Annotated in this window: 24 protein-coding genes and 1 tRNA gene; 14 read left to right on the top strand and 11 right to left on the bottom strand. The window is 62.4% G+C overall.

Annotated elements, in window-relative coordinates; all coding sequences use genetic code 11:
• The first annotated feature begins 71 nt into the window (after positions 1–71).
• Genes HK22_RS12805 through HK22_RS12815 form a run of 3 tightly spaced genes read left to right on the top strand, consistent with a single transcriptional unit; the run spans position 72 to position 3,580 of the window.
• On the top strand, positions 72–1,613 hold the full coding sequence (locus tag HK22_RS12805; RefSeq protein ID WP_086649535.1) for an adenosine deaminase: 1,542 nt from the start codon (positions 72–74) through the stop codon (positions 1,611–1,613).
• Positions 1,610–2,686 (top strand): purine nucleoside permease, encoded by a 1,077-nt coding sequence (locus HK22_RS12810; RefSeq protein WP_086649536.1) that lies wholly within the window; start codon positions 1,610–1,612, stop codon positions 2,684–2,686. The genes HK22_RS12805 and HK22_RS12810 overlap by 4 nt, the downstream gene beginning before the upstream one ends.
• 3 nt (positions 2,687–2,689) lie before the next feature.
• The gene (locus tag HK22_RS12815) at positions 2,690–3,580 is read left to right on the top strand and encodes a DUF817 domain-containing protein (RefSeq protein WP_086649537.1); all 891 of its coding nucleotides are present in this window, start codon (positions 2,690–2,692) and stop codon (positions 3,578–3,580) included.
• Here the strand turns inward: HK22_RS12815 and HK22_RS12820 are convergent.
• The 5 genes from HK22_RS12820 to mazG all read right to left on the bottom strand — a co-directional run bounded on the left by HK22_RS12820 (position 3,553) and on the right by mazG (position 8,262).
• Positions 3,553–4,602, bottom strand: a complete 1,050-nt coding sequence (locus HK22_RS12820) for a purine nucleoside permease (protein ID WP_077803354.1) — start codon at positions 4,600–4,602, stop codon at positions 3,553–3,555. The two genes, HK22_RS12815 and HK22_RS12820, sit on opposite strands and share 28 nt — an antisense overlap.
• Positions 4,603–4,733: 131 nt before the next feature.
• A complete protein-coding gene (gene tgt / locus HK22_RS12825; RefSeq protein WP_086649551.1) occupies positions 4,734–5,879 on the bottom strand; it encodes a tRNA guanosine(34) transglycosylase Tgt in 1,146 nt (381 codons plus the stop codon).
• Positions 5,880–5,908: 29 nt separating this feature from the next.
• Complete coding sequence (queA, locus tag HK22_RS12830) at positions 5,909–6,952, bottom strand: tRNA preQ1(34) S-adenosylmethionine ribosyltransferase-isomerase QueA (protein ID WP_086649538.1); 1,044 nt, start codon at positions 6,950–6,952, stop codon at positions 5,909–5,911.
• Between the two features lie 85 nt (positions 6,953–7,037).
• Positions 7,038–7,301 (bottom strand): hypothetical protein, encoded by a 264-nt coding sequence (locus HK22_RS12835; protein WP_174694489.1) that lies wholly within the window; start codon positions 7,299–7,301, stop codon positions 7,038–7,040.
• 157 nt (positions 7,302–7,458) lie between these two features.
• On the bottom strand, positions 7,459–8,262 hold the full coding sequence (mazG, locus tag HK22_RS12840) for a nucleoside triphosphate pyrophosphohydrolase (RefSeq protein ID WP_086649539.1): 804 nt from the start codon (positions 8,260–8,262) through the stop codon (positions 7,459–7,461).
• 147 nt (positions 8,263–8,409) lie between these two features.
• On the opposite strand from mazG, the gene argC reads away from it, so the two are divergent.
• The 7 genes from argC to HK22_RS12875 all read left to right on the top strand — a co-directional run bounded on the left by argC (position 8,410) and on the right by HK22_RS12875 (position 15,705).
• Positions 8,410–9,309 (top strand): N-acetyl-gamma-glutamyl-phosphate reductase, encoded by a 900-nt coding sequence (gene argC / locus HK22_RS12845; RefSeq protein WP_086649540.1) that lies wholly within the window; start codon positions 8,410–8,412, stop codon positions 9,307–9,309.
• 77 nt (positions 9,310–9,386) lie between these two features.
• Positions 9,387–9,470: transfer RNA gene (locus tag HK22_RS12850), tRNA-Leu, on the top strand.
• Positions 9,471–9,524: 54 nt separating this feature from the next.
• Positions 9,525–10,682, top strand: coding sequence for a phosphoserine transaminase (locus tag HK22_RS12855; protein WP_086649541.1), 1,158 nt, complete (start codon positions 9,525–9,527; stop codon positions 10,680–10,682).
• Positions 10,679–11,818 (top strand): ATP phosphoribosyltransferase regulatory subunit, encoded by a 1,140-nt coding sequence (locus HK22_RS12860; RefSeq protein ID WP_086649542.1) that lies wholly within the window; start codon positions 10,679–10,681, stop codon positions 11,816–11,818. Before HK22_RS12855 ends, HK22_RS12860 begins: the two co-directional genes overlap by 4 nt.
• A gap of 57 nt (positions 11,819–11,875) precedes the next feature.
• Positions 11,876–13,165, top strand: coding sequence for an adenylosuccinate synthase (locus HK22_RS12865; protein ID WP_077803347.1), 1,290 nt, complete (start codon positions 11,876–11,878; stop codon positions 13,163–13,165).
• A gap of 89 nt (positions 13,166–13,254) precedes the next feature.
• Entirely contained in the window at positions 13,255–15,225 is a 1,971-nt protein-coding gene (locus HK22_RS12870) for a serine/threonine-protein kinase (RefSeq protein ID WP_086649543.1), read from the top strand.
• A gap of 9 nt (positions 15,226–15,234) precedes the next feature.
• Complete coding sequence (locus HK22_RS12875; protein ID WP_062027971.1) at positions 15,235–15,705, top strand: hypothetical protein; 471 nt, start codon at positions 15,235–15,237, stop codon at positions 15,703–15,705.
• Between the two features lie 31 nt (positions 15,706–15,736).
• Here the strand turns inward: HK22_RS12875 and ftsY are convergent, their stop codons facing one another.
• The 3 genes from ftsY to dapF are packed head-to-tail and all read right to left on the bottom strand — an operon-like array spanning position 15,737 to position 18,741.
• Positions 15,737–16,699 (bottom strand): signal recognition particle-docking protein FtsY, encoded by a 963-nt coding sequence (ftsY, locus tag HK22_RS12880; RefSeq protein ID WP_062106856.1) that lies wholly within the window; start codon positions 16,697–16,699, stop codon positions 15,737–15,739.
• A gap of 60 nt (positions 16,700–16,759) precedes the next feature.
• Complete coding sequence (locus tag HK22_RS12885) at positions 16,760–17,962, bottom strand: MiaB/RimO family radical SAM methylthiotransferase (protein WP_086649544.1); 1,203 nt, start codon at positions 17,960–17,962, stop codon at positions 16,760–16,762.
• Positions 17,959–18,741, bottom strand: a complete 783-nt coding sequence (gene dapF / locus HK22_RS12890) for a diaminopimelate epimerase (protein WP_077803940.1) — start codon at positions 18,739–18,741, stop codon at positions 17,959–17,961. Before dapF ends, HK22_RS12885 begins: the two co-directional genes overlap by 4 nt.
• Positions 18,742–18,825: 84 nt before the next feature.
• On the opposite strand from dapF, the gene HK22_RS12895 reads away from it, so the two are divergent.
• Positions 18,826–19,476 carry a class I SAM-dependent methyltransferase gene (locus HK22_RS12895; protein WP_197460356.1) on the top strand — a complete coding sequence of 217 codons (651 nt, stop codon included), beginning with the start codon at positions 18,826–18,828 and terminating at the stop codon, positions 19,474–19,476.
• Positions 19,477–19,603: 127 nt separating this feature from the next.
• Complete coding sequence (locus tag HK22_RS12900) at positions 19,604–21,433, top strand: DEAD/DEAH box helicase (protein ID WP_062106860.1); 1,830 nt, start codon at positions 19,604–19,606, stop codon at positions 21,431–21,433.
• 67 nt (positions 21,434–21,500) lie between these two features.
• Here HK22_RS12900 and HK22_RS12905 read toward each other — a convergent pair whose 3' ends face one another.
• Genes HK22_RS12905 through HK22_RS12915 form a run of 3 tightly spaced genes read right to left on the bottom strand, consistent with a single transcriptional unit; the run spans position 21,501 to position 24,236 of the window.
• Positions 21,501–22,604 carry a DUF563 domain-containing protein gene (locus HK22_RS12905; RefSeq protein ID WP_086649545.1) on the bottom strand — a complete coding sequence of 368 codons (1,104 nt, stop codon included), beginning with the start codon at positions 22,602–22,604 and terminating at the stop codon, positions 21,501–21,503.
• Between the two features lie 8 nt (positions 22,605–22,612).
• Positions 22,613–23,491: a polyphosphate kinase 2 family protein gene (locus HK22_RS12910; protein ID WP_086649546.1), complete on the bottom strand. Its 879-nt coding sequence runs from the start codon at positions 23,489–23,491 to the stop codon at positions 22,613–22,615.
• Positions 23,481–24,236, bottom strand: coding sequence for an SDR family NAD(P)-dependent oxidoreductase (locus HK22_RS12915; protein WP_062106864.1), 756 nt, complete (start codon positions 24,234–24,236; stop codon positions 23,481–23,483). Before HK22_RS12915 ends, HK22_RS12910 begins: the two co-directional genes overlap by 11 nt.
• Positions 24,237–24,384: 148 nt before the next feature.
• Between HK22_RS12915 and HK22_RS12920 the strand changes: the two genes are divergently transcribed.
• Together HK22_RS12920 and grxB are read left to right on the top strand one after the other, a co-directional pair.
• Positions 24,385–25,011 carry a YqgE/AlgH family protein gene (locus HK22_RS12920; protein ID WP_086649552.1) on the top strand — a complete coding sequence of 209 codons (627 nt, stop codon included), beginning with the start codon at positions 24,385–24,387 and terminating at the stop codon, positions 25,009–25,011.
• 30 nt (positions 25,012–25,041) lie between these two features.
• Positions 25,042–25,695 (top strand): glutaredoxin 2, encoded by a 654-nt coding sequence (gene grxB, locus HK22_RS12925; protein WP_086649547.1) that lies wholly within the window; start codon positions 25,042–25,044, stop codon positions 25,693–25,695.
• The last annotated feature ends 63 nt before the right edge of the window (positions 25,696–25,758 follow it).

The raw sequence follows: 25,758 nt of genomic DNA on the forward strand, positions 1-25,758 counted from the left end.
CGTTTCAGACAGGGTTTGTCACGATCTGAAAATGGCTTGCCACGCCGGGGGCGGGGCGGCATCGTTGGGCCATGCGACACCCCTTCCTATCCGTTCTGCCTGCCGTTTGTCTGGGCATGACTTCCGCTTTGGCGATGATCCAGGTCGCACACGCCACCCCGTCTTCCGCAGCACAGGTTTATGACCATGTCCGGAATGATCCGGTCCGGCTGAACATGTTCCTTCGCGCCTTTCCCAAAGGCGCGGATCTGCACAACCATCTGGCCGGCGCGATCTATGCCGAAAGCATGCTGGACTGGGCGGCACGCGATCATCTGTGCGTGTCCCTGACGGAAAAGCGCATTCTCGATCATGCCTGCACCCATCCGGGAGATGGCGAGTTCCCGGCTGCCGATCTGTCGCACCATGCGGGATCGGAAAACGCGCTGATTGATGCGCTATCCATGCGCGATTTCGTCCCGTCGCCGGGCGATGCTTCCGGGCACGACCATTTCTTCGCAACTTTTTCCCGCTTTGGCGCCATTGCCGACGCGCATGAGGGCGAAATGCTGGCCGAAGCCCGCGACCGTGCCGCACGCGATCATGTGACGTATCTGGAACTGATGATCTCCCCCGGTGTCGGCGCCATGATCGGGACGGGTTTTCATCATCCGTTGCAGGGTGACGACCTCGCTTCCGCGCATCAGGCGCTCCTGCCGGAAATTCCGGCGCTGGTGCAGAAAGCGCGCACCGAAACGGACCGGATGGAAGCGCAGGCGCGGGACGTGCTGAAATGTGGAACACCGCAGGCCCATCCGGGCTGCGCGGTCACGGTGCGCTATCTGTTCCAGACCCTGCGGACTTTCCCGTCCCAGGCCGTTTATGCACAGCTTGATGCCGGATATGCGACCGTGAAAGCCGACCCGCGCTTCGTCGGGCTGAATATCGTGGCGCCCGAAGACGACCCAACCGCGATGCGCGACTACGACCTGCACATGCGGATGTTCCATTTTCTGAACGGCGTGTATCCGGGCGTGAAACTCAGCCTGCATGCGGGGGAACTCACGACGGGCCTCGTCCCTACGGAGGGTTTGCGCCATCACATTCGTGCAGCCGTCGATGTGGCAGGTGCCAGTCGCATCGGACATGGCGTGGATGTGGCGCTTGAGGACGACCCTGAAACGCTTCTGGCTGAGATGGCGCAGCGTCATGTGATGGTGGAAATCAACCTGACCAGCAATGACAAGATCCTTGGCGTCAAAGGCGCTGCTCATCCGTTTTCGCTGTATCGCCGGGCCGGTGTGCCAATGGCGCTGTCCACGGATGATGAGGGCGTTTCGCGCGGGGATCTGACACAGGAATATGTCCGCGCGGCCCAGACCTATGATCTGTCCTATGCCGATCTGAAAACGCTGTCCCGCGCCGGGCTGGACTATGCATTCGTGCCGGGCGAAAGCCTGTGGTCCGATCATCAGCCGGGACAGTTTGTCTCGGCCTGCCGGACGTTTCCCGTCCCATCCGCGTCCTGCACGGCGTTTTTGAAATCCAGCGAGAAAGCCCGTCTGCAATGGGCGCTTGAAGAGCGGTTCGGTCGGTTCGAAACCGTTGCCACACATGAGGGTCTTTACCGGTGAAATCTGTCTCAACCGTTTTCGGCGCCGCGCTCCTGTCCCTTGGTGTTTTTGGTGTGGCCTCGGCTCATGCGCCGATCCCTGTTCGCGTCGTCGTCGTCACGACTTTCGAGATCGGCAAGGACACAGGGGATACAGCGGGCGAGTACCAGAACTGGATCGAAAAACTGCCCCTGCAGCAGACGATCCCGGCCCCCGGTACCGATCATGATGTCATGCACTACAATCCGGAGCTGCATGTTCTGGGCATCGCAAGCGGCGAGGGGCCAGAGCATATGGCCTCGGCCATTACGGCCCTCGTGCTCGATCCGCGGTTCGATCTGCGCCATGCCTATTTCGTGCTGGCCGGGATTGGCGGGATCGATCCGAATTTCGGTACGATCGGCTCGGCCGTCTGGGCACCGCGCGTCATCAATGGTGGCCTGTCCCATCTGGTGGACCCACGTGAAATTCCCGCCTCCTGGCCGGACGGGTTTACGCCTGTGCAGGGCAGCACCCCGGATGAACAGCCGCGCCCCGCGTTGCATTCCGGCATGGGGGACATGGAATACACGCTCGACCCGGTCCTCGTGCAGTGGGCCTATGAGCTGACGAAAGACATCACGCTTCCCGACAATGACGGTTTGAAGGCCTCGCGCCTGCGTTACACCGGCTTTGCTCCCGCCCAGAAGCCCCCTTCCGTGCAGCTTGGCGACACGATTTCGGGCGAGACTTTCTGGGTCGGCGCGAAAATGAACCAGTGGGCCGAACGCTGGGTGAAATACTGGACGGATGGACAGGGCGTGATGGCCACGACGGCGGAAGAAGACGTCGCGTTCTGTCAGGCTCTGGCGCTTCAGGGCAAGGCCGGGCGTGTTGATCCGAAGCGTGCCCTGATCCTGCGGACGGCCAGCAATTTCGACATGCCCCCGCCGGGGCAGAGTGCGGCGCAGCTTCTGTCTGATGAAGCGCATGAGACGGGTTTTTCGGGTTTTCAGGCTTCGGTCGATGCGGCCTATACGGTGGGCAGTGTCGTCGTGAAGGAACTGGCGACACACTGGGACCGGTACGGCAAGGCCCTGCCGTCGGCGCAATGAACCATGTCTGACCAGCCCCCTCTCCAGACCGGTCTTCTTGAACGACGGATGGGGGACTGGGCGCGGCACTGGCTGCCGCCTGTCCTGCGGGACGCCATCCTGTTTGTGCTCAAGCAGGGCTGGGCCGCGCTGTTTGGCGGTCTGCTGCTAGGGGCCGCCCTGCTCACGCGCGTTTTCTGGCAGCCCGGATGGCCGGTGCACCGCTATGATGCGCTGTTCGTATTCGCCATCGTGGTCCAGCTTCTTTTCCTTGCCCTCAAGCTGGAAACCTGGACAGAAGCGCGCGTCATCGTGCTGTTCCATCTGACGGGAACGGCCATGGAGTGGTTCAAGGTCCGCGTGGGGGCGTGGGGCTATCCCGAACCCTGTTTCTTCCGTGTGATGGATGTGCCGCTGTTTTCAGGCTTCATGTATGCCAGCGTCGGCAGCTACATGGCGCGCGCCATCCGTATTTTCGACATGCGCTTTATCCCCTATCCGCCGTTCTGGCAGACATTCGGCCTGGCGCTGCTGATTTACGTCAACTTCTTCTCGCATCATTTCATTCCAGACCTTCGATATGCGCTCTTTATGGGCACACTCGTGGTTTATGGTCGCACCATGATCCATTTCCGGATCACGCAGCGCGACTGGTGGATGCCGCTGCCTCTGGCCGCATTCCTGTCGAGTGTTGCGCTCTGGATTGCCGAAAATGTCTGCACGACGAGCGGCATCTGGCGTTATGCGGGGCAGCACGGGCACCAGATGGTCAGTTTTAGCAAAATGGGATCGTGGTACCTGCTGCTTTACGTCGCCTTCATGACCGTCACGCTGCTGGATCGGGACAGGTTTTATCCGACGGCAAAAGGCCGGTCTGCGAACTCCGGTCAGCGTGTCGGAATGTGGTCGCGATAGCGGGCCCAGTGCGTGACCAGTTCACGCACGACCGGCTCTCCCGCGCGTTCGTTGTTGTCATAGGCGACGGCCTGCCCCGGTCCTTCGTCTCCCATGGACGCCGTGACCGAAACGCCAGGCGGTGGCATATCGAAATTGCTGCCTGAGCGCAGGACCATGATCCGCTCCGGATCAACATAGCCCAGCCGCGCCAGCATCCGCGTGTCATACTGGTAATGCTGGCTTTCCTCATTGGTCATGACGAAATGTCCCTGACCTTTCGTCCACATCGTGACCCAGTTTTCGGCCCAGCGGTTGCGTTCCGCGCCATGCCAGTAGCGTTCGGTACCCAGCGTCTCGCCCATCAGCACCATCGGCGGCTTCTGCGCCTGCGGATAGCCGCGCCATGCCTTGCGGCGTTCGGCAATCACCGGATCATCCGCGAGTTTTACATTCTGGCTCAGGGCAAACGCCCAGCGCGCCAGACCACGATTGAGCGGATAGGCCTTGGTCAACTGCGCCACATCCGTCACTGAGCCATAATGGTTCGGGTTGTCGGGCAGGGTGTCCGGACGGCTCGCACCAATCGCGTAAAGTCCGTAAGGCCAGCCTTTCGGGATAGTGCGGTCGTCGATTTCGCGCAGGGCGTCCGCATCCACAACCCATTGTGCCCAGGCCACGCTTCCCACCGATGCCATGTTCGGATTAACGCCGGAAATGCCGGTGAATAGCCAGTAGGTATGGTGCAGGTCAAAGTGTGGATCGAGCGCCAATGCGTGCAGATCCATATCGCCATGTCGCAGGACGATGCCGTACACGCCCTCCTTATTGCGGCGGAGCTGGTCCGGGACGCCGCGGATGGGGACGGTTTCGTCCAGATGCAGACGTTCTACCCAGTCCTGATACTCGCCGGGCGCGTCCCCGGTATCGTGCCCGACTTCGAAATTGGCCACGACCAGAACGCGGATTTCTTCCGGTGCGGCGCAGGCCGTTCCCGTTGCGAGAGCGGTGCTCAGAACCAGAGCGGAGACGACATGGCGCATGGATGGGTCTTTCTGGGGTGATGCAGGGCTCTGCCCTGCACCCGGAAGGGGTCGAGACCCCTTCACCCCGCTTTATGAATCGGGATCAAAGGGACTGAGTCCCTTTGTGGGGCCTGGGGCAAAGCCCCAGCTTACAGGGCCAGATCCGGCATCGGCCATTCGTCTTCGGTCCAGTCGCCCTTGGCCCAGTCTTCGCGCAGCTTCACAGCCAAAACGTCGAGCGTGCCGTCCACGATCGCGACGCGGATCTGGCGCATCAGGCGTTGGTAATAGGCCAGATTATGCCAGGTTAGGAGCATCGGGCCGAGCATTTCGTTGGCGCGGAACAGATGATGCAGGTATGCGCGGCTGTAACGCCCGGCGATGGGTGTATCGTCATGAGGCGTCAGCGTGCGGGTGTCTTCGGCGAAACGGGCGTTGCGCAGATTGATGGGACCGCGCTCCGTATAGGCGCGGGCGGTGCGACCCGCGCGTGAGGGCATCACGCAGTCGAACATGTCCACGCCGCGCATGACCGCGCCCAGAAGATCGTCCGGCGTGCCGACGCCCATCAGATACCGCGCCTTGTCCTGCGGCAGCATCGGCGTGGTGAAGTCCAGCGTCGAGAACATCAGTGCCTGGCCTTCGCCCACGGCCAGACCACCGATCGCATAGCCTTCAAACCCGATCTCGGTCAGGGCCTTGATGGAATATTCGCGTAAGTCCCGCTCGGTTCCGCCCTGTACGATGCCGAACTGGCCATATCCTTCACGCGCGACAAACGCCTCGCGGGAACGGGCGGCCCAGCGCATGGACATTTCCATGGATTTCCGCAGCACTTCCGGCGTGGCAGGCAGGGCCGGGCACTCATCGAACGCCATGGTGATGGTCGCATCGAGCTTGAACTGGATGTCGGTCGAGATCTCCGGTGTCAGGCGGTGCTTGCTGCCGTCGATATGCGAGCGGAACGTCACGCCGTCTTCGTCAAGCTTGCGCAGCGCGCCGAGCGACATGACCTGAAATCCGCCGGAATCGGTCAGGATCGGGCCGGGCCAGTCCATCATTCTGTGCAGGCCGCCCAGCTTCTGCACACGGTCCGCCGTGGGGCGCAGCATGAGATGATAGGTGTTACCCAGAACGATGCCCGCCCCTGTGGAGCGCACGGCGTCCATCGTCATGCCCTTGACCGTGCCCACCGTGCCGACCGGCATGAAGGTTGGGGTTGGGACCGTACCGTGGCGGGTGTGCAGATGGCCCGCGCGCGCCATGCCGCAGCTCGCTTCAGGCACCCAGGTCATTTTGGTGGCATGATCGGTTTGATGATTGCTCATGGCGCGCGCTCCAGCAGGCAGGCATCGCCATACGAATAGAATCGCAATCCGTTGGCGATGGCGTAGGCATAAGCCTCACGCATGGTCTCGATGCCGCTGAACGCGCAGACAAGCATGAACAGCGTCGAACGCGGCAGATGGAAATTGGTCATCAGGACGTCCACTGCCTTGAAGCGGTATCCGGGCTTGATGAAAATGGAGGTCTCGCCACGCCAGGGAGCCACGGTGCCGTCATTGCGGGCTGCGCTTTCCAGCAGGCGCAGGGACGTGGTGCCAACGGCAATAACCCGGCCGCCACGCGCACGGGTTTCGTTGATGGCGGCTGCGGTGTCGGCGTCGATCTCGCCCCACTCTGCATGCATTTTGTGCTCGGCGATGGTGGAGCGGACGGGCAGGAATGTGCCCGCGCCGACATGCAGCGTCAGGGTCCGGCGCTGGATGCCTTTTGCGTCCAGTGCTGCGAGCACTTCAGGCGTGAAATGCAGGCCCGCCGTCGGCGCTGCGACCGCACCGCGATACTGCGAGAAAATGGTGCGATAATCCGTATCGTCCTGTTTCGTCGGGCCGAAAGGGCGCTCGATATAAGGAGGCAGGGCCAGCGCGCCGACCCGTTCGAGGAACGCGTCGAAATCGTCTCCCTCGACTGAGAAGCGGATGCTGACCGCGCCATCACCTTCATTTTCGACAACGGTGGCCGTGACGGGATCGTCTCCGAAATGCAGGATATCCTGCGGTTTCAGCTTGCGGGAATTGCGTGCCAGGGCGTGCCAGCTTCCGTCCGTAAGAATACGGTCGAGCGTCAGGCCGATTTTTGCCTCGCCACGCGTGGCGGCAAGCTGGGCGCGGATAACGGCCGTATTGTTGGCAATCAGCAGATCTCCTTCACGCAGGAAATCCGGTAATTCGCGAATCACATGCGGATCAGGTGCCAGGCCGGGCCGGACATGCAGCAGCGTTGCGCTGTCACGCGGGCGTGCAGGCTCCGTCGCGATGTGATCGCGGGGGAGTTCGAAATCGAATGGGGCGAGATCGTCCGTCATGGGAACGTTCTCTAGCAGGTTCGGCCCGCATGAAAACGTCAGACCCGCGGGCCTGACGTATCTTTTTGTGTGGAAGGTGTACGTTTCAGGCCGAAACGCTGAGCAGATGGCTCGTATCGCTGCTGGAGCCGGAGTTCGAAGATCCGCCCGAAGTCGTCTCGGAAATGATGTTTCCCTGGGCGTCCTCGACGATGGTCGTCGTGGAGCCGTCGGCATTCAGTTTGGTTGTCGTGGTTTCCTGCGTGGAGGAACTGCTGCTGGACGATGAGGACGCGCTGGAAGACGACGCGCTGCTCGCGCTGTAAAGGCTGCTCATGGCCGAAGAGCCGATGGAAGAAATGCCTGTCATAATGAAAAGACTCCGTTGGGAAGAAACGAAGACCAGTTTCGGATCAGAAGGTTAAGAAAGGATAAGGACTCCTGTAACCGAGTGATACGGAGTGTATTCGGTTACGGTATTCGCGGCAGTTTCATTCGCAATGAAGGTATGATCTGTAATCAAGGCGTCATTTCATGCCGGGAAGTGTCTTCGCCTCTTGCCAGAGTGCTTCCATGGTCGGCAGGTCCTGCTCGGCCATGGTTTGCCCCTTGCGCGCGAGCATTTCTTCCATCGCTTCAAAGCGACGGGTGAATTTGGCATTGCTCCGGCGCAGGGCCGCTTCGGGATCGATATCCAGTTTGCGGGCCAGACTTGCCACGGTGAACAGGACGTCGCCCAGTTCGTCCTCGATGCGGTCCCGGTCTCCGCCGAGTTCGGCTTTCAGTTCGTCGATCTCTTCATGAACCTTGTCGAGAATGCCAGTGGGGGCGTCCCAGTCGAACCCCACGCGGGCGGCGCGGCGGCTCAGTTTCGCGGCGCGCATCAGGGCGGGGAGGGGGAGGGCAACACCGGCCAGCGCGCCGTATTCGGCCTTGCGCTGACGCTCGGCGTCTTTTTCCCGCTCCCAGGAATCGTCATCCAGAGCCGCATCGCCGAAAACATGCGGGTGACGGCGCACCAGCTTGTCGGCGATCAGTCCTGCCACGGTCTCGAAATCGAAGTGGCCTGCTTCCTGCGCCATCTGGGCCTGAAAGACGACCTGAAGCAGCAGGTCCCCCAGCTCGTCGGGAATGGCCTCGCGGTCGTTGCGGGCGATGGCGTCCATGACTTCATAGGCCTCCTCGATCGCGAAAGGGGCGATCGTGGCCGGCGTCTGTTCCACGTCCCAGGGGCAGCCGCCCTGCGGGTCGCGCAGGCGCTTCATGACGTCCAGCAGGCGGTCGATCTGCCGCGTGGACGGCTGGGAGGACGGCCGGTTGGACTGGGGCATGGGAAGATCCTGCTGTTATCGTGCTCAGAGGTTCATAGCCGTGCGGCCCGGTGGATGAAAGCACCGGATGCGCCCTGCGCGTGACAGCCTGACATTCCCGACGTAAAACGTCTTCCGGAACGGATTTGCAGACGGGGTTGCTGGCGCATGGCACGCATTTTCATTGACGGGGAAGCAGGCACGACGGGTCTGGGAATCCGCCAGCGGATCGAGGCGCTTCCGGCCTCTCATGGCCTGGAAATTTTGTCGATTGCGCCGGATCTGCGGAAGGACAAGGCCGCCCGTCGCTCCATGCTCGAACAGGCTGATGTCGCCATTCTGTGTCTGCCGGATGAAGCCGCCTGCGAAACCGTGGCGCTGGCCGAGGGGCTGGATGTCCGGATTCTGGATGCCAGCACCGCACACCGGATCGCGGATGGCTGGATTTATGGCTTTCCTGAAATGGATGCGGAACAGGCGGCTGCCATCAAGGGCGCGCGGTTTGTCGCCAATCCCGGCTGTTACCCGACGGGCGCCATTGCCCTGATGCGCCCTCTGGTCTGGGCAGGGCTGCTCCCGGCCGATCATCCCGTCTCGATCAACGCTGTCTCGGGCTATAGCGGCGCAGGCCGCGTAGCGATCGAGGAGCATGAAAAGAACGGCGGTCCGGCATTTTTCCTGTACGGACTGAACCTCAAGCACAAGCATCTGCCGGAAATCCGGCACTATTCCGGTCTGACGCGCCAGCCGCTGTTTGTCCCTTCGGTCGGACATTTCCCGCAGGGCATGATCGTGTCCATCCCGCTGCATCTGAAAGATCTGCCGGGCCAGCCCTCGGCGGCCGAGATCGAAGCCGTGTTGCAGGACGCCTATGCCGGATGCGCCCATGTGCGTGTTATGCCCGCCGAGACGCAGCTTGTGGCGGACACTCTGGCCAATACCGACGATATGGAACTGCGGGTGCATCATAACGGCGAACAGGTCGTTCTGACCGCGCGGCTGGACAATCTGGGCAAGGGAGCCTCTGGCGCGGCCATCCAGAACCTGCTGCTGATGCTAGGCCTGTAAGATTACGTTATTTCACAGCCCGGATTTTTGCACTCTGGCCCTTTTGTGGGGAATGCATTAGGGTCCGGGCTGCCCGCGCGAGAGTGGCGGAACGGTAGACGCAGTCGGCTCAAAATCGACCGCCGAAAGGCATAGGGGTTCGAGTCCCCTCTCTCGCACCATGAACGGTCATTTTCTGCCGGAATGACCTCAGGACCGATCAGCCCGGAACGCGCATGTCCAAGCCGACTGTCAAACCCTCCCGCCCGTTCTTCTCCTCAGGTCCCTGCGCCAAGCGTCCCGGATGGTCCCTGTCCGGCCTGGATCAGGCCCTGCTGGGCCGATCGCACCGCGCGCCCGAGGGCCGTGCGCGTCTGAAAGAGGTCATCACCCGCTCCAAAGACCTGCTCGGCATTCCATCCGACTGGCGGGTGGGGATTGTTCCCGCGTCCGATACGGGTGCCGTGGAAATGGTCCTGTGGGCGCTCGCCGGTGAGCGCGGGATCGACGTCCTGTCCTTCGAGAGCTTCTCCGGAACCTGGGCGCAGGATCTGCGCGACGTTCTGAAAATCGAAGATCTGCGCGTTCTGGACGCGCCTTATGGCGAACTGCCGGATCTGGCGGCCGTGGACTGGGGCCGCGATGTCGTCCTGACATGGAACGGCACGACGTCGGGTGTGTGCATCCCGGATGCCAGCGCCATCCCGGCCGAACACGAAGGTCTGGTCATCTGTGACGCCACGTCTGCGGCGTTTGCGATGGATTTGCCCTGGGACCGGCTCGATATCGTGACCTGGTCCTGGCAGAAAGCACTGGGTGGCGAGGCCGCGCATGGCATGGTGGCGCTCAGCCCGCGTGCTGCTGCCCGTCTGACCCAGCCTTCTCCGCGTCCGCTGCCCAAAATTTTCCGTCTGGCCAACAAGAAGGGCCTAATCGAGTCTATTTTCGAAGGCGATACGATCAACACGCCGTCCATGCTCTGCGTCGAGGACGCGCTGGATGGTCTGCGCTGGGCCGAACAGATCGGCGGTCTGCCCGCCCTGAAGGCGCGTTCGCAGCAGAATCTGGCGGCTGTCGCCCAGTGGATCGAAACGGCGGACTGGGTGTCGTTCCTCTCCGTCCGGGAAGAGACGCGGTCCAGCACCTCTATCTGTCTGAAAATCACGGCGCCGTGGTTTGAAAGCTTGTCTGACGAGGCGAAGGGCAAGGCGGTCAAGCATCTGACCGGGCTCGTTGCGAAGGAAGATGCCGGTTACGATCTCGCAGCCTATCGTGATGCGCCCGCCGGTCTGCGGATCTGGGGTGGGGCCACGGTTGAGACGGCTGATATTGAAGCGCTGCTGCCCTGGCTCGACTGGGCGCATAAACAGACCCGCCTGGAGTTCTCGGCATGAGTCTCTATTCCGAAAATCCCAGCACAGCGTTGCTCCCGTCCGGTTTTGCAGACCTGCTGCCCGGTGAGGCCGAAGCCGAAGCCCGTGGCATTGCCAGCGTGATGGAAGCGTTTTCCCGTCACGGCTATCAGCGCGTCCGGCCGCCTCTGCTGGAATTTGAAAGCTCTCTTCTGGGTGGTTCGGGGGAATCCCTCGCGCCCCAGACCTTCCGCCTGATGGACCCGAACTCGCACCGCATGATGGCGCTGCGGCCGGACATGACGACGCAGATCGCCCGGATCGCGAGCATCCGCCTTCAGGACGCGCCCCGTCCTCTGCGCCTGTCCTATTCGGGAAGCTGCATCGTGGTCGGCACGCCGGGCCGCGAGGCTGACCGTCAGGTTTCGCAGGCCGGCATCGAACTGATCGGCCCCGACAGTGCGCAGGCCGATGCAGAAGTCATTGCGCTCGGCGCAAAGGCGCTTGCGGAACTGGGGATCGAGGGGGTGTCGTTCGATCTGTCCATGCCCGCTCTGGCGCTGGGCCTGATCGAAGGCGTTATTCCCGAAGCCGACCGCGAACCGCTGCTGCATGCGCTGGACCGCAAGGATGCCAGCGCCGTGGCGGAACTGGGCGGCCCGATTGCCGGAATGCTGGCCGTCATGCTCCGCGCCGCCGGTCCTGCCGACCGTGCGCTGGATCTGCTGGCCGAACTGGACTATCCGAAGGAAATCGCCGGGCATTTCGAACGTCTCGCAGCCTCCGTGGCAGCGATCCGCGAGCGCAGCCCCGACCTGCGTCTGACGATTGATCCTGTGGATTTCCGGGGCTGGCGCTATCATACCGGCCTCTGCGTGACGGTGTTTTCAACCGGTTCGCGTGAGGAACTGGGACGTGGCGGACGCTATCTCGCGGGGAAAGAACCCGCCTGCGGCCTGACACTCCGTCCGCAGGCCCTTCTGCGCGCCGCGCCCGTGTCGGCCTCACGTCCGCGCTGTTATGTGCCCGTCGATCTGGACGCCTCCAGTCTCTCCGGCCTGCACAGGGCCGGTTACGCCACGGTGTCCGCCCTGTCTTACGACGAGGACGCGTTCGCTCAGGCGCGTCATCTGCGCTGCACCCATGTCTGGAAGGATGGTGCGGCCCAGCCGCTCTGACCTGCCGGTCCCTTTCGTTTCTCCCGCCCTGTATTGTCAGTTCTAGGAAGTCAGCTCATGTCCAACGTCACCGTGATCGGAACCCAGTGGGGGGACGAGGGTAAAGGCAAGATCGTCGACTGGCTCGCCAGCCGCGCCGATATCGTCGTCCGCTTTCAGGGTGGCCACAATGCCGGTCACACGTTGGTCGTGGGCGAGCAGGTCTACAAGCTGTCGCTGCTGCCGTCCGGTCTGGTGCGTGGCAAGATCGGCGTGATTGGCAATGGCGTCGTCGTGGACCCTAAAGCCCTGATGACCGAGATCGACCGCGTCACTGGGCAGGGCCTCGTCGTTACGCCCGAGACGCTGTGGATTGCCGAGAACGCTCCGCTGATCCTGCCGGTGCATGGCGCGCTCGATCGTGCGCGTGAGGCTGCCCGTGGTGAGCACAAGATCGGCACGACCGGTCGTGGCATCGGCCCGGCTTATGAGGACAAGGTCGCCCGTCGCGCCATCCGCATCTGCGACCTGGCCGAGCCCGAGACGCTGGACTGGAAGCTGGACGAACTGCTCCTGCACCACAACACGCTGCTTGCCGGCCTGGGTGCCGAGACGTTCACGAAGGAGCAGCTCAAGGACTTCCTGACCGAGATCACGCCGCGTCTTCTGCCGTTCTCCTGCCAGGTCTGGGACCGTCTGGACGAAGCCCGCCGTGCCGGTCGTCGCATCCTGTTTGAAGGTGCGCAGGCTGTCATGCTGGACGTCGACCATGGCACCTATCCGTATGTCACGAGCTCCAACACGGTTGCGGCCGTGGCAGCTTCGGGCAGCGGTGTCAGTCCGTCTTCTGTCGGCTTCGTGCTCGGAATTGCCAAGGCTTACACGACCCGCGTGGGCGAGGGGCCGTTCCCGACCGAACTGCACGACCAGACCGGCCGGACCCTCGGTGAGCGCGGACATGAATTCGGCACCGTGACCGGTCGCCCCCGTCGCTGCGGCTGGTTCGATGCGGTTCTGATCCGTCGTGCCGTCCGCGTCGGCGGCGTCAGCGGCATCGCCCTGACGAAGCTGGACGTTCTGGACGGTCTGGACGAGATTTCGATCTGCGTGGGCTATGAGCTGGACGGCCAGAAAATCGAGACCTTTCCGTCCGCTCCGGGTGCACAGGCCCGCGTGAAGCCAGTTTATGAGACAATGCCGGGCTGGAAAGAAACGACGGCCGGTGCGCGCTCCTGGGCCGAACTTCCCGCACAGGCCATCAAGTATGTCCGCCGTATCGAGGAGCTGATCGAAGCTCCGGTGACGCTGCTCTCCACCAGCCCGGAACGCGACGACACCATCCTGATGCGCGATCCGTTCGAAGACTGATCTCTTACGGCTGGAATCGCTTTCTGCATTAACGAAGTCTCAATCCCTGTCCGGCACAAAAGACCGGACAGGGAAACAACGGGATTTCGATGGCCGACACGCAGGCAGATAACAGCCAGGAACTGCTCATTGCCGAGCGGTATCTGATCGGCCTGGATCACAAACAGCCTGATTTTGGCGGCTGCGCGACATATGGCGCGCAGGATATGACGGCTTCCGGGGCGTCCTATCTTGCTCTGGCCCCCTTCGCACCCTCCGCCCGTCTTTCCGAATTCATGTTCTTTCGTCATGAGAGCGTGATTCCGATCCAGACTCATGAATACTGTCAGGGCGCCCTGTGGGTGCTGTGCCCGCACCCTCCCGGCCCCTCTCTTGCGGAAAGTCTCGGCCTTTGGACCGAGAGCCAGCTGATTGACGGCGTTATCCGTCCGTTTGCCGGACTTCTCCAGAAGCTGGAAGCGGCCAACCTCACATGTCGCAGCATCCGTCCCGACAACATGTTCGTAGGGCAGGGGCTGCACAAGGTCGTTCTCGGGCCGCTGGGAGTCACCGCGCCTGCTGAAAAACAGCCTGTTCTTTTCGAACCCCTGTCCTCGGCTGTCTGCCGTCCTTCCGCACGGGGCGAAGGGACGATGGACTGTGACATCTTTTCGCTGGGCGTGATCATTCTCGCGCTTGCGATTGGAAAGCTGCCACTTGAGGGACTGTCCGATGCTGATATCCTCAAGCGTCGTTTTGAGATCGGTACGCCAGCGGCCTACATGCAGGACCAGAAAGTGCCTGTCGGGCTGCGTTCCCTTCTGACTGCCATGCTCGCCGATGATCCGCGCAACCGTCCTTCCCCGCGCGATCTGGTGACGATTGCGCCCAGCAAGGTTTTTACGGTCCGTCCTGTTATTCCCGCCCGTATTCCACTCATGATCGGCGGAAACGCCGTGCATACGCCTCAGGCTCTGGCCTGGTATGCCGGACGCCACCCCACCGAGTTTTCAGCGCTGCTGCAACGGAAAGTCGTCAGTAGCTGGCTTCATGGAGAGCTTGAGCTCTCCGTGATGTCGAGCCTGATCGAACAGGCGAGCGCCTCGTTTCTTCCTGCGGGTGGCAGCAAGGCGGTCGATCCCGCGACGATGGTCATTACGCATGCGATTTCCGTCCTGGATCCTGCCGCGCCCATGTTCTGGGGGGGAATCTGGTTCTGGCCCGAGGCGCTGCCCCAGATGATAGCCCAGGCAACAGTGAAGCCAGACAGTCCGGACGATGAACGAACGGTCCGCAATATCCTGAGCTTCATGGCGGGTAACCCGGATGCGTTCCTTTCAGCCCATCTTCCACAGAGACAGGGACGGCAGATCACAGCGTTGTCGGTGGCGGCGCGGCGCATGGCGCTCAAAGGTGCGGACCTGGTCAGACGGTTCCCCTATGAAGCGAACAGCTATCTTCCATGTCTTTCGAAAAAATGTCTGGATGCACGGATTTCCCTGCCGGAAGGTCTGTTGCAGTGGCTGAACCGGCATGTGGGCATCGAAGATCTTCCGGACGATATGCTGACGCGGAGCGGTTTTCTGGACGACCAGATGCGCTCGTTCCTGGAGACGCATTGCGCGCGACAGGGCATTGTTCCTCTGTCGCAGTCACAGAAAGCCGGGTTGCCGGGCTGGCTGGCAGACCTGACCCTGCTTGCCGCGGTCCAGAGGAAATTCGACAACACGCCGCTCAGTTTTCTGGCGCAGCGTGCTCTGCCTCTGCTTGAGGCGGAACTGCGGCAGTGGCGGAGCAGAACCTCACGTGCCCGGCGGCGTGTGCGTCTGGGAAAGGCAGCGGAAAACGGAAATCTGGGCGTCTTTCTGGCAACAGTCAACGATCCGACCGGCCTCCGGCTGGATCAGAGGCAGGCTCAGGAAGCCGAGGCCGAAATCAGCAATCTGATGCGCGTGCTCGACGAGGCGCCTGAGCGGAAAGCCGCCAATGATCGCGAGGCGCGAAATTCTGGCGAATTTTTTTCCCTCCTGACGGGCATCGCAGTTGCAATGGCAAGTATCTGGCTGGAATTCTGCCAGTGAGGAAGATCTATGGCGTCCGTTAGGCAGGCAGAAGCGGGAATGCTCCGTGCTCCGGGATTTCGGTGGTGGCACGGGATCATTATCGGCCTGATGCTGTCTTATGTGCCGGGCAGTCTGCTTGTCGCCGGTGTGCTGTTGCTCCCGCTGGTGGCCCTGAAGCTGTTTGATCCGAATGCTGATGGCCAGCGCCTTATGATCGTTCTGTTTTATGTCGGCGCGGTCATGGTGCGGCCGCTGCATGAAGCCTGGGCCGCCAATGGAGACTGGGAGACCTGCATCGCGCAGATTACGCAGCCGGTGACGCTGGCGCTGGACTGGCTGGCGGCCGGGGCGGCATGGCTTGTGGCAGAGGCCTCGGCCATTGGCGGCCGACTCTGGAATGCGGAGGTCGCCCGGCGCGAGCGCAAATCCATTGAAAAGCGCATCGCCTATCTTCAGAAAGAATGGATGTCCTCGGACGATGATACTCCCGCGACCTGAGATCTTTCGCAGGTCAGCGGGGTCTGACGTCTTATTCGGCGGTGGATGTGTCTTCGCCCGGGGTTTCCATCAGTCTTGAGGCCAGGTCGTTCGCGCCACCGACCAGACCTCTGGCATAGTCCTGAGCCGAGAAGGGACGAAGATCTTCGGCCTGTTCCCCGACGCCGACCATATGGACGGGCAGCTTGAACTGTTCCGCAAGGGCCACGACGATGCCACCGCGGGCAGAGCCATCCAGCTTGGTCACGATCAGCCCGGTCACGTTGACCAGTTCCCGGAACACGCGAACCTGTTCGACGGCATTCTGACCCGTCGTGGCATCCAGCACCAGCAGCACGGAGTGCGGTGCCGTTTCGTCAAATTTCCGCATGACGCGGATGACCTTGGCCAGCTCCTCCATCAGCGCACCCTTGTTGTGCAGGCGTCCGGCTGTGTCGATCAGGAGCAGGTCGGTTCCGGCTTCTGTTGCGCGCTTGAGGCCGTCATAGGCCAGTCCCGCTGCATCGGCGCCGTGCTTTCCGGCAATGACCGGAACATTGGCGCGTTTGCCCCAGACTTCGAGCTGCTCGACGGCCGCGGCGCGGAAGGTATCTCCGGCCACCAGCATCACGGACTTGCCTTCTTCGGTGTACAGGCGGGCCATCTTGCCGATGGTCGTGGTCTTGCCGACGCCATTGACCCCGACCACCAGAACGACATGGGGCTTTTTCGTCGGATCAGGTTCGAAAGGAACTGCAACCGGCTCCAGAACGCGGGCGATTTCGGTCGCGAGGGTTTCGCGGATTTCGTCGCTGGTCACGTCCTTGCCGAAGCGCGTGCTCCGGAAGCTTTCGATCACGCGTTCGGCGACGGCGGGGCCGAGGTCTGCCGCGATCAGTTCGTCTTCGAGTTCCTCAAGAGCCGTTTCGTCCAGCTTGCGATGGGTGAAGACGGAGCCGAGACGCGAACTCGACCGTGAAAGACCCTGTTTGAGTCGTGAGAAAAATCCAGCCATGCATGGGAGTTCGGACAGGTCGGGCCGGACGTCAAGGGTGCAGGAAGGTCTGAACGCGTTTCAGCTGCGGATTTCCGCCAGAAGTGTCCCGTTTTCCAACCCGGTGGCCCGGACGGGAACGAAACTGCCCCGCACCGGCGCGGGCGCGTCGCCGACGAGGCGGATGGTAGCAAATTCGGGAGAATGGCCGCGATCGGGCGTTTCGGCGAGAATATCGAATTCCGTGCCGATGAGGCGTTTGAGAAAACTGTCACGGTTCCTCTCGCCGACATCGCGGAGTCGGGCCGCGCGCTGCTGGCGTTCGGCGTTGGGAACGACTGGCATCCGTGCCGCAGGGGTGCCGGGGCGTTCGCTGTAGGGAAAGACATGCAGGAAAGGGATCTGCTGCTCTTCGATGAAGGCGCGCGTTTCTTCAAACAGAGCCTCTGTTTCCGTAGGGAACCCCGCGATCAGGTCGGCGCCCACACCCGTTTCCGGACGCATGGAGCGGACGCGACGCAGCGTGGCTGCAACGCCCGCGGTATCGTGACGGCGTTTCATGCGCTTGAGAATAAGATCCGACCCGGCCTGAAGGGACAGGTGCAGATGTGGCATCAGGCGGGGCTCGTTTTCCAGCAGCCACCACAGATCCGCATCCCCCGTCTCTACATCCAGAAGAACAGGGTCGATGGACGACAGGCGCAGCCGCCGGACACCTTCAACACTGCGCAGCAGTTCACGGCACAACGTGCCCAGCCCCTTGCCTTCAGTGCCTTGCCAGGAGGCAATGTCCACACCGGTCAGGACGATTTCCTGATGACCAGCTTCGACAAGGGCCTCTGCGCGCGCGATGGCGTCCTCCATTGGGGTGGAGCGGGAATCGCCCCGGCCATAGGGGATGATGCAGAACGTGCAGCGGTGATCGCAGCCCTGCTGGACCTGAAGCAGGGCGCGGGCATGACGTGAAGGTGGCAGGCCGGCACCGTTATCCCCCCAGATGGCGGGTTTGAGCTTGTCTTCGTTAGGGACGACGCGAACCACGCCCGGCAGTTCGGCCCACCGATCCGGTGCGATGTCGGAGGCGCAGCCCGTCACGACGATTTTTGCATCCGGATTTTCGCGATGCGCCCGTCGAATGGCCTGCCGTGCCTGCCGTTCAGCGGTGGTCGTCACGGCGCAGGTATTGACGATGATGGTGTCGGTCTGGCCGCGCGCATGATGGGCCATGCCGTCGCTTTCATGCGCATTGAGGCGGCACCCGAAGGTCAGGAGGGAGGCGGTCACGCGGTTGTTCCGTGGAAAACCGTGACAGCGGGCCCTGTCATGAGGACATGGCCGTCCGCGCGCCAGGTGATGTGCAGGTCGCCGCCATCCATGGTCACGGTGCAGGTGCGCTCCGTCAGGCCGCGACGCACGGCATTCACGACAGCAGCGCAGGCGCCGGACCCGCAGGCCAGCGTCAGGCCGGCCCCGCGCTCCCAGACGCGCAGGCGCATATGGGTTGGGGAAAGCATCTGGGCGAAACCGATATTGGCGCGTTCGGGGAACAGGGCGTTCTGTTCGAGCCCTGCTCCCAGTGCTTCCGCGCGGGAGGCATCGCCGAAGATCGTGGCGTGGGGATTGCCCATCGAGCAGGCCGCGGCGTCAAGGGGCGTGGGCAGCGGCAGATGCAGCGTGTCGCAGGCCTGCGACAGTGGCACGTCCTGCCAGTCCAGGTGGGGCAGACCCATATCGACCGTGACGAGATCGCCGTCGCGCGCGGTGGGGAGAAGACCGGCGGCTGTCTGGAGCGTGGGCGCACCGCCGACGAATTTCACCACGCAGCGGGAGGCATTGCCGCAGGCTCCGGCTTCCGAGCCGTCGGGATTGAAGAAACGGACATGCACGTCTGCACCGGTCAGGGTCGGTAGTGTGAGCAGAACCAGCTGGTCGCAGCCGATTCCGAAGCGTCGGTCGCACAGATGGCGGATGGTGGCGGTGTCGAGCGCGGGATCGTTCTGACGGGCGTCGATCACAACGAAATCGTTGCCCAGACCGTGCATTTTCGTGAAGGAGAGGCTCATGATGGCCCCTCTCATAAAGCATCCCGCGGGTTGACGCACGGGGAACATGCCCTCATCTCCGCTGCTGGATCAGAAGGAGTGGATATGAGCGGCCCGGAACAGCTTGAAGGAATGCACGTCGCGGCGTTCACGCGTGCGAACAACGAGCCTGACACGATTTTCCATGCGCAGCGCATCCCGGATTCGCTGATGGACATGGGGGCGCAGACAGCCGTAACGGCCCTGTATCAGACAGCTCTGCCGGTCGGCGGCGCCGTGCTGGATCTGATGGCCGGAGCGCTGAGCCATTATCCGGACGAGGCACAGTTCCAGCGTGTGGTCGGGCTGGGGGTTGCGAAAGCGGCTCTGGAGGCCAATCCGGTTCTGAGTGAACGGGTTGTGCAGGATCTCAATGACGAGCCCATCCTGCCTTTTGAAGATGACAGTTTCGATGCCGTGACGCTGTGCGACGGGCTGGCCTATCTGACGCAGCCTCTGGCTGTGCTGATGGAAATCGTGCGCGTCCTCAAGCCCGGTGCGCCGCTGATCCTGACATTCTCCGACCAGTTCCATGCAGCGAAGGCGGTTGCGATCTGGCAGGCGCTGGAGCCTGCGGACCGTGTGCGTCTGGTGAGTGTTCTCATGTCCCGCACCGGTCTGGCCGAGCTGGATACGGGTGAAGTCGTGCCCCCTGAAGACCTGACGGCATGGCGCGATACGGTTCATGCGGTGATTGGCCGCAAGCCCAGAACCTGAAGCGCAAACACAAGAAAAACCTCGGCATACGTTCTTTCTGGTATTTTGAAGCGGAAGTCTTTATGCAGCGGCATTCCAGCCGCCGCATCCTGTCGTCGGCGTGACGTTTGCCGAGTGTTCATAAAATATGCCTTTTCCCGATACCCATCCTGCCCTTAAGCGCGCCCTTGAGGCACGTGGCTACGAACAGCTGACTCCTGTTCAGGAAGCTGTTCTGCAGCCGGGGCTGGACGAGCGCGACCTGCTGGTTTCCGCGCAGACGGGGTCGGGCAAGACCGTCGCCTTCGGCCTGGCCATCGCTCCGACCCTTCTCGGAGATGCCGATCGCCTTCCGCCGTCCCCTCAGCCCATGGCGCTCGTGATCGCGCCGACGCGTGAGCTGGCGCTTCAGGTCCAGTCCGAACTCAAATGGCTCTATGCCGAAACCGGTGCCCGCATCGCGAGCTGCATTGGTGGCACGGATGCCCGTAGCGAAGCCCGCGAACTGAGCCGCGGCGTTCATATCGTTGTCGGTACGCCGGGCCGTCTGTGCGATCATCTGTCGCGCGGCTCCCTCGACCTGTCCGCCCTGCGCTGCGTCATCCTCGACGAAGCCGACGAAATGCTGGACATGGGCTTCCGTGACGAGCTGGAGCAGCTTCTTGACGCCGCTCCGACGGAGCGTCGCACCCTGCTGTTCTCCGCGACGATCGCCCGCGAGATCGCGTCCCTTGCGCGTCGCTACCAGAAAAATGCCGAGCGGATCGACACGGTTTCGGGTGCGAAGCAGCATTCCGACATTACCTATCGCTGCGTTGTCACGCCGCCGCAGGAAATCGAGCGCTCGCTTGTGAATGTGCTCCGTTTCTACGAGAGCCCGACCGCCATGGTGTTCTGCAACACCCGCATGATGGTCAATCAGGTTCAGGCAACGCTGCTTGAGCGTGGTTTTGCATCCGTCGCCATTTCTGGCGAGATGGGTCAGAATGAGCGCAGCCGTGCGATCGAGAGCCTGCGTTCCGGTCAGGCCCGCGTCTGTGTTGCGACCGACGTTGCGGCCCGTGGTATTGACGTCCCGGCCCTGAACCTCGTGATCCACGCCAGCATCCCGACGGCAGCCGAGACCCTGCTGCACCGTTCGGGCCGGACAGGCCGTGCGGGCCGCAAGGGCACCAGCGTGCTGATGGTTCCGGTGAGCCAGCGTCGCAAGGCTGAACGTCTGCTTCAGATGGCAAAGATCCAGGCGGAATGGGAAGCTGTTCCGACGGCTGCGGCGATTGCCGAGCAGGACAAGACCCGTCTGATGGACGATCCGATCCTGACGAATGCCGTGGACGACATGTCCGACGAACTGGTCAACCAGCTCGCCGAGAAATACGACGCCACGAAGCTGGCAGCTGCGCTGGTGGGCCTGTACCGCGCGCGTCTGCCGAAGGTCGAGCAGATCCGTCCGATGTCCGTCGAAGCCCCGCGTCACACGGAGCGTGGTGAACGTGCGCCGCGTGAAGAGCACGTCATGGCGGGCGAGTGGTTCAAGATGAGCGTCGGCCGGACCGAGCGCGCCGATCCGAAGTGGCTGATCCCGCTGATCTGCCGTCTGGGTGGCGTGCAGAAGCGCGAAATCGGCAGCATCCGCATTGATCAGGAACAGACCTATTTCCAGATCGCCGATGAGAGCGTGGCTCGCTTCAAGTCCTGCCTCGCCGGTGCAGAAGCCGATGAAGTGACGATCGAGCCGTCCGAAGCGCCTGCGGGCGGCATGGGTCCCCGTGGTCGCAACCCCGGTGAAGGCAAGCGCTTTGGCGGCGGTGGCCGTCCGGGTGGCGGCGGCTTCAAGGGTGGTCCGCGCGGCGGTGCTGGTGGTGGCGCCGGTGGTGGCTACAAGGGCCGTGGCGGTTCGGGTTATGGTCGCCCGAAGCCCGCAGCCGGTGGTGAAGGCCCGCGCGGCGATGGTTCGAGCCGCAAGCGCCGTTCCTGATCCGTCTTTCGGGATCTGAATGATGTGAAACCCCGCTGGAGCAGGTCTTCGGCGGGGTTTTGTTTGTTCAGGGCTGGGGCAGTCGGGCGATCAGATCCCGGGCACGGTCGAGGATGTCTGGAACGGGGAGCGGAACCGAAGCATTGTCCGTATGGTTTTCCTGCGCGGCACCCGTGTGGAAGACATCCGCCCAGTAGCGGAGGCCGCCCTGTGTCGCCATGGCGGCGAAGCACGGATTGACGTGATGGGATGGGACGAGTTCGTAAACGAGCGCTCCCGGCTGGCACCAGGCGATATTGGCCATCCCGGCGCCGAGCATGCCCATAACCATTTCGGCCTCGCTGAACAGACGGATCTGTTCGGTCAGGGACAGGGTTTCAGGACGGACGCGCTCAAAACCAAGTTTTTCCAGCTCCTCCGCCAGTTCGGATTCGTTGGGAACATGCCGGTTGGCCGAGGCTCCGCGTTCGATATAAAGCCGCCGACCCGCGGGTTTGGCCGAGGCTCCCACGGCCTCATGCAGGCGCGCATAGGCGGCGCGGGAGACATCCGAGATGGCAAAATCCGCGCTGCCATTGACGAAGGTGATGTAATCCAGCGTCCTGAACGCGTACTGGCGCCCCTGTTGCAGGCGGATATGACTGTCGGATGTCAGGCCGAAAAGCTCCAGCGTCTCGAACTGCCAGGGATGCATGTGTTCGGGCAGCACAAGACGGACAGCTTTGCCCTGCAGGGAAAGGACATGCAGGGTCGGGATCGTATGGGCGACCCAGTGATAATAGTTCGAGGCCCAGTGATCGACGCAGCTTGCCGTAAGGCCCTTGAAAGGCGTGCAGCGGATCGTGTCGGCCGGGCGTAGCGTCAGGGCGCGGAGGGCATCCGGGGGCTGGACATAGGCTGTTTCGGAGACGGGTTGGCCTGCATGCAGCAGGGTCATCAGGGGCTGGTCCAGCACGACGTTGCGCAGGGCATGGTGCTGGACCGTGACAGGCATGCTCGTCCAGTCCCGGAACGGATTGCGCTCCGGATAGGGCAGTTCGGAAAGGCCCGGCGAGGAGACGGGCCGCACGGGGCAGGTTTCAAGCACGGTCACGCTTCGGGCAATCTCCGTCAGACCGGAAGGTGCGGCCGGGGGAGACAGAAAGCGTCTGAGACGGGAGAAAATCTGCATGGTCCGGATCAGACGGTCTTGGCCGCACCTTTGAGCAGTGCCTGTTGGGCATCCCTGAGGGCGTCGGACAGTTCCTGTTCGGGTTCCTTGAGATGCAGGCTTTCAAGCGTCTCCAGCAGCGTTTCGGCCACCAGAACGCGGGCGAGCCACTTATGGTCTGAGGGAATGACGATCCAGGGGGACTCGGGCGTTGAAGTCGCGCGGATGGCCTCTTCGTAAGCGGCGGTATACTGCGGCCAGTAATCACGTTCCTTCAGATCGGAAGGGCTGAATTTCCAGCGTTTTTCCGGATGGTCCAGCCGCTTGAGCAGTCGCAGGCGCTGTTCTTCTGGCGAAATATGCAGGAAAATCTTGAGCACGAGGATGTTCTGCCGGTGCAGATAGCTTTCGAAGTTCCGCAGATCCTCCAGACGATGATCCCAGAAATCCGGAAGGTCCGGATTGAGCCCGCGGGCCCGGACCATGTCCGGATGAACGCGTTCCACCAGAACGTCTTCATAATGGCTGCGGTTGAAGATGCCGATCTCGCCGCGCGAGGGGACGGCGAGATGGATGCGCCACAGATCGTCATGGCGCGTCGAGATTCCGGCAGGGGCCTTGAAGGACGTGACATGCACGCCCTGCGGATTCAGGCCCGAGAAAGCGTGCCGGATCGCGCCGTCCTTCCCGGCGGTGTCCATGCCCTGAAGCACGACGAGGATGCCATGCGTCGCATAGGCCGCAAGGCGCTGCTGCAGGAGGGACATCCGGTCCACGCAGTCGCGGATGCGGGTGCGGGACTCGTTCTTCTGGCGACCAAGCGTGTCGTTTGTGGGAATGGACGACAGGCGGAATTTTTTGCCGTCCGTTATGCGAAGCTGGGGGGGAAGCCCGATTTCAACCGACATGACGGTTCACCGCAAGACCACCCGAGGCCTGGCAGACGGGCATCATTTCCAGATAATTGATATTCACATGCCACGGCAGACCGATGAGCCAGGAGACCGTCCCGGCGATGTCTTCGGGCGTCAGCGGCGTCGTGTCCTTGTAGACAGCAGCCGCCTTGGTGTCGTCTCCCAGACGCACATTGCTGAACTCGCTGCCCCCACACAGGCCGGGCTCGATATTGGTCACGCGGATGCGGGTGCCAAGCAGGTCTGTCCGCAGGTTCTGGGTGAACTGGTGGACGAAGGCCTTGGTCGCACCGTAGACGTTGCCGCCGGTATAGGGGTAGGTCCCGGCCGTGCTGCCCAGAGCGATAATGTAGCCCGTATTGCGCTGGACCATGCCCGGCAGAAGCGCACGGGTCAGTTCGACAACGCCCGAAACATTCGTGGCGATCATGGATTCCCAGTTGTCGGGCTCGGCGTCCTGTGCGGGCTCCATGCCGAGGGCGAGACCGGCATTGTTCACCAGAACGTCGATATCCTGCCAGTCCTCGGGCAGTGCGCCGGGCAGGGCACGCAGGGCATCTCGGTTGGTCATGTCGAGCGTGAAGGGCAGAACGCTCTCGCCCAGTTCGTCCTTGAGGGCCTCGAGCCGCTCCTTGCGGCGCCCGGTGGCGATGACACGGTGACCTTCGCGGACGAGGCGCGTTGCAATGGCGTGGCCGAAGCCTGCTGTGGCGCCGGTGACGAGGACGGTGAGAGGCATGGCAATCTCCAGACGGGCAGTCCGCACCCGGCAGGGGCGGGTAGGGGGGGGGCGGGTGGTGAGCTCAGGTCAGTAACATTGGATGTCATTAACACTCCTGAAGGCAAACGCTTGCAATACAGGAAGGGATGCACCCATGTTGGCAGGCATGAAGAAAACACTCGATGGACGGAATGACAACCTGACGGACCCTGCCCTTGTGGCGATGGGCAGGGAGGCGGGCCTTACGGGCCAGCTGCTTGTGGCAGCGCCTGCACTGGCGGAGACGTTTTTTGAACGGACCGTGATCTATCTCTGCGCCCATTCGGAGCAGGACGGGGCGATGGGGCTGATCGTCAACAAGCGCCTGGGTCAGCCGGGGCTGGACGATCTGTTTACGCAGCTCGGAATCGAGCCCAGCCCCCCCGAACGCCGGATTGGCGTGTGCATGGGCGGTCCGGTCGAGCATTCACGCGGTTTTGTCCTGCATTCGGCGGATTGGGCGGGGGAGGGCAGTCTGGCCGTTGACGGGCATACGACCCTGACCGCCAGTCTGGATATCCTGCGCGAAATCGCCAACGGACACGGACCGAAACAGGCAATGCTGGCCCTCGGACACGCCGCATGGGCACCGGGGCAGCTTGAACAGGAAATCCTGCGGGACAGTTCGTGGTTTGTGGCGCCGGCAAGTGATGAGATCGTGTTCGGCGCCGCCCATGCAAAGAAATGGCGACAGGCTCTTGGCGCCATAGAGATCGACCCGCTTCTTTTTTCTTCATCGGTCGGAGAAGCCTGAGAGGGCACCCGTCAGACACAGGAAGGCAGCATGAGCGCACCCTATATTCTCCACATTTACGAACACTGCCCGTTTTGCACCAAGGCGCGGATGATCTTCGGGCTCAAAAAAATTCCCTATGAGCAGCGCATCCTGCTCAATGACGATGTGGACGGTCCGGTCCGCATGGTGGGGCGCAAGGTTGTTCCCATCCTTGAGGAAAACGGACATTTCATGCCCGAGAGCATGGATATCGTCACGCATATTGACGCGATTGGAACGTCCGTCCTGACGGGAGACACGCGCCCCGAGATTACGGCATGGCTCCAGAAGGCAGCCGCGCCGCTCTATCGCCTGTTCCTTCCGCGCGCCGCTGCCGCACCGCTGCCAGAGTTTGGAACGACATCCGCACGCGCCGGATTTATCCGCCGCAAGGAGCCCTCCGTCGGGGCTTTCAGCGCTCTTCTGGAAGAGAAGACCGAAGAACTGACGCAGCTCAATGCATTGCTGAAAGATCTGGCGCCACTGATCCGTTCGCCCGAGGCCGTGAATGGCGAGCTCTCCACGGACGATATCCATCTGTTCGCGCATCTGCACAGCCTCTCGCTGATCCGGGGCGTGGCTTACCCGGCTGAGGCCGAGGCCTACCGGCAGGCCATGGCGGTGCGCTCCGGCGTGGAACTGTTCGACGATATTGCCGTCTGAGCGGCATCGCTAGGCAAACTCCGTCCTGACAGTTACGGTCGCGCATTCAATTCTGGAGGTTCG

This window comes from Gluconobacter sp. DsW_056, assembly GCF_002153595.1.
GTDB lineage: Bacteria > Pseudomonadota > Alphaproteobacteria > Acetobacterales > Acetobacteraceae > Gluconobacter > Gluconobacter albidus.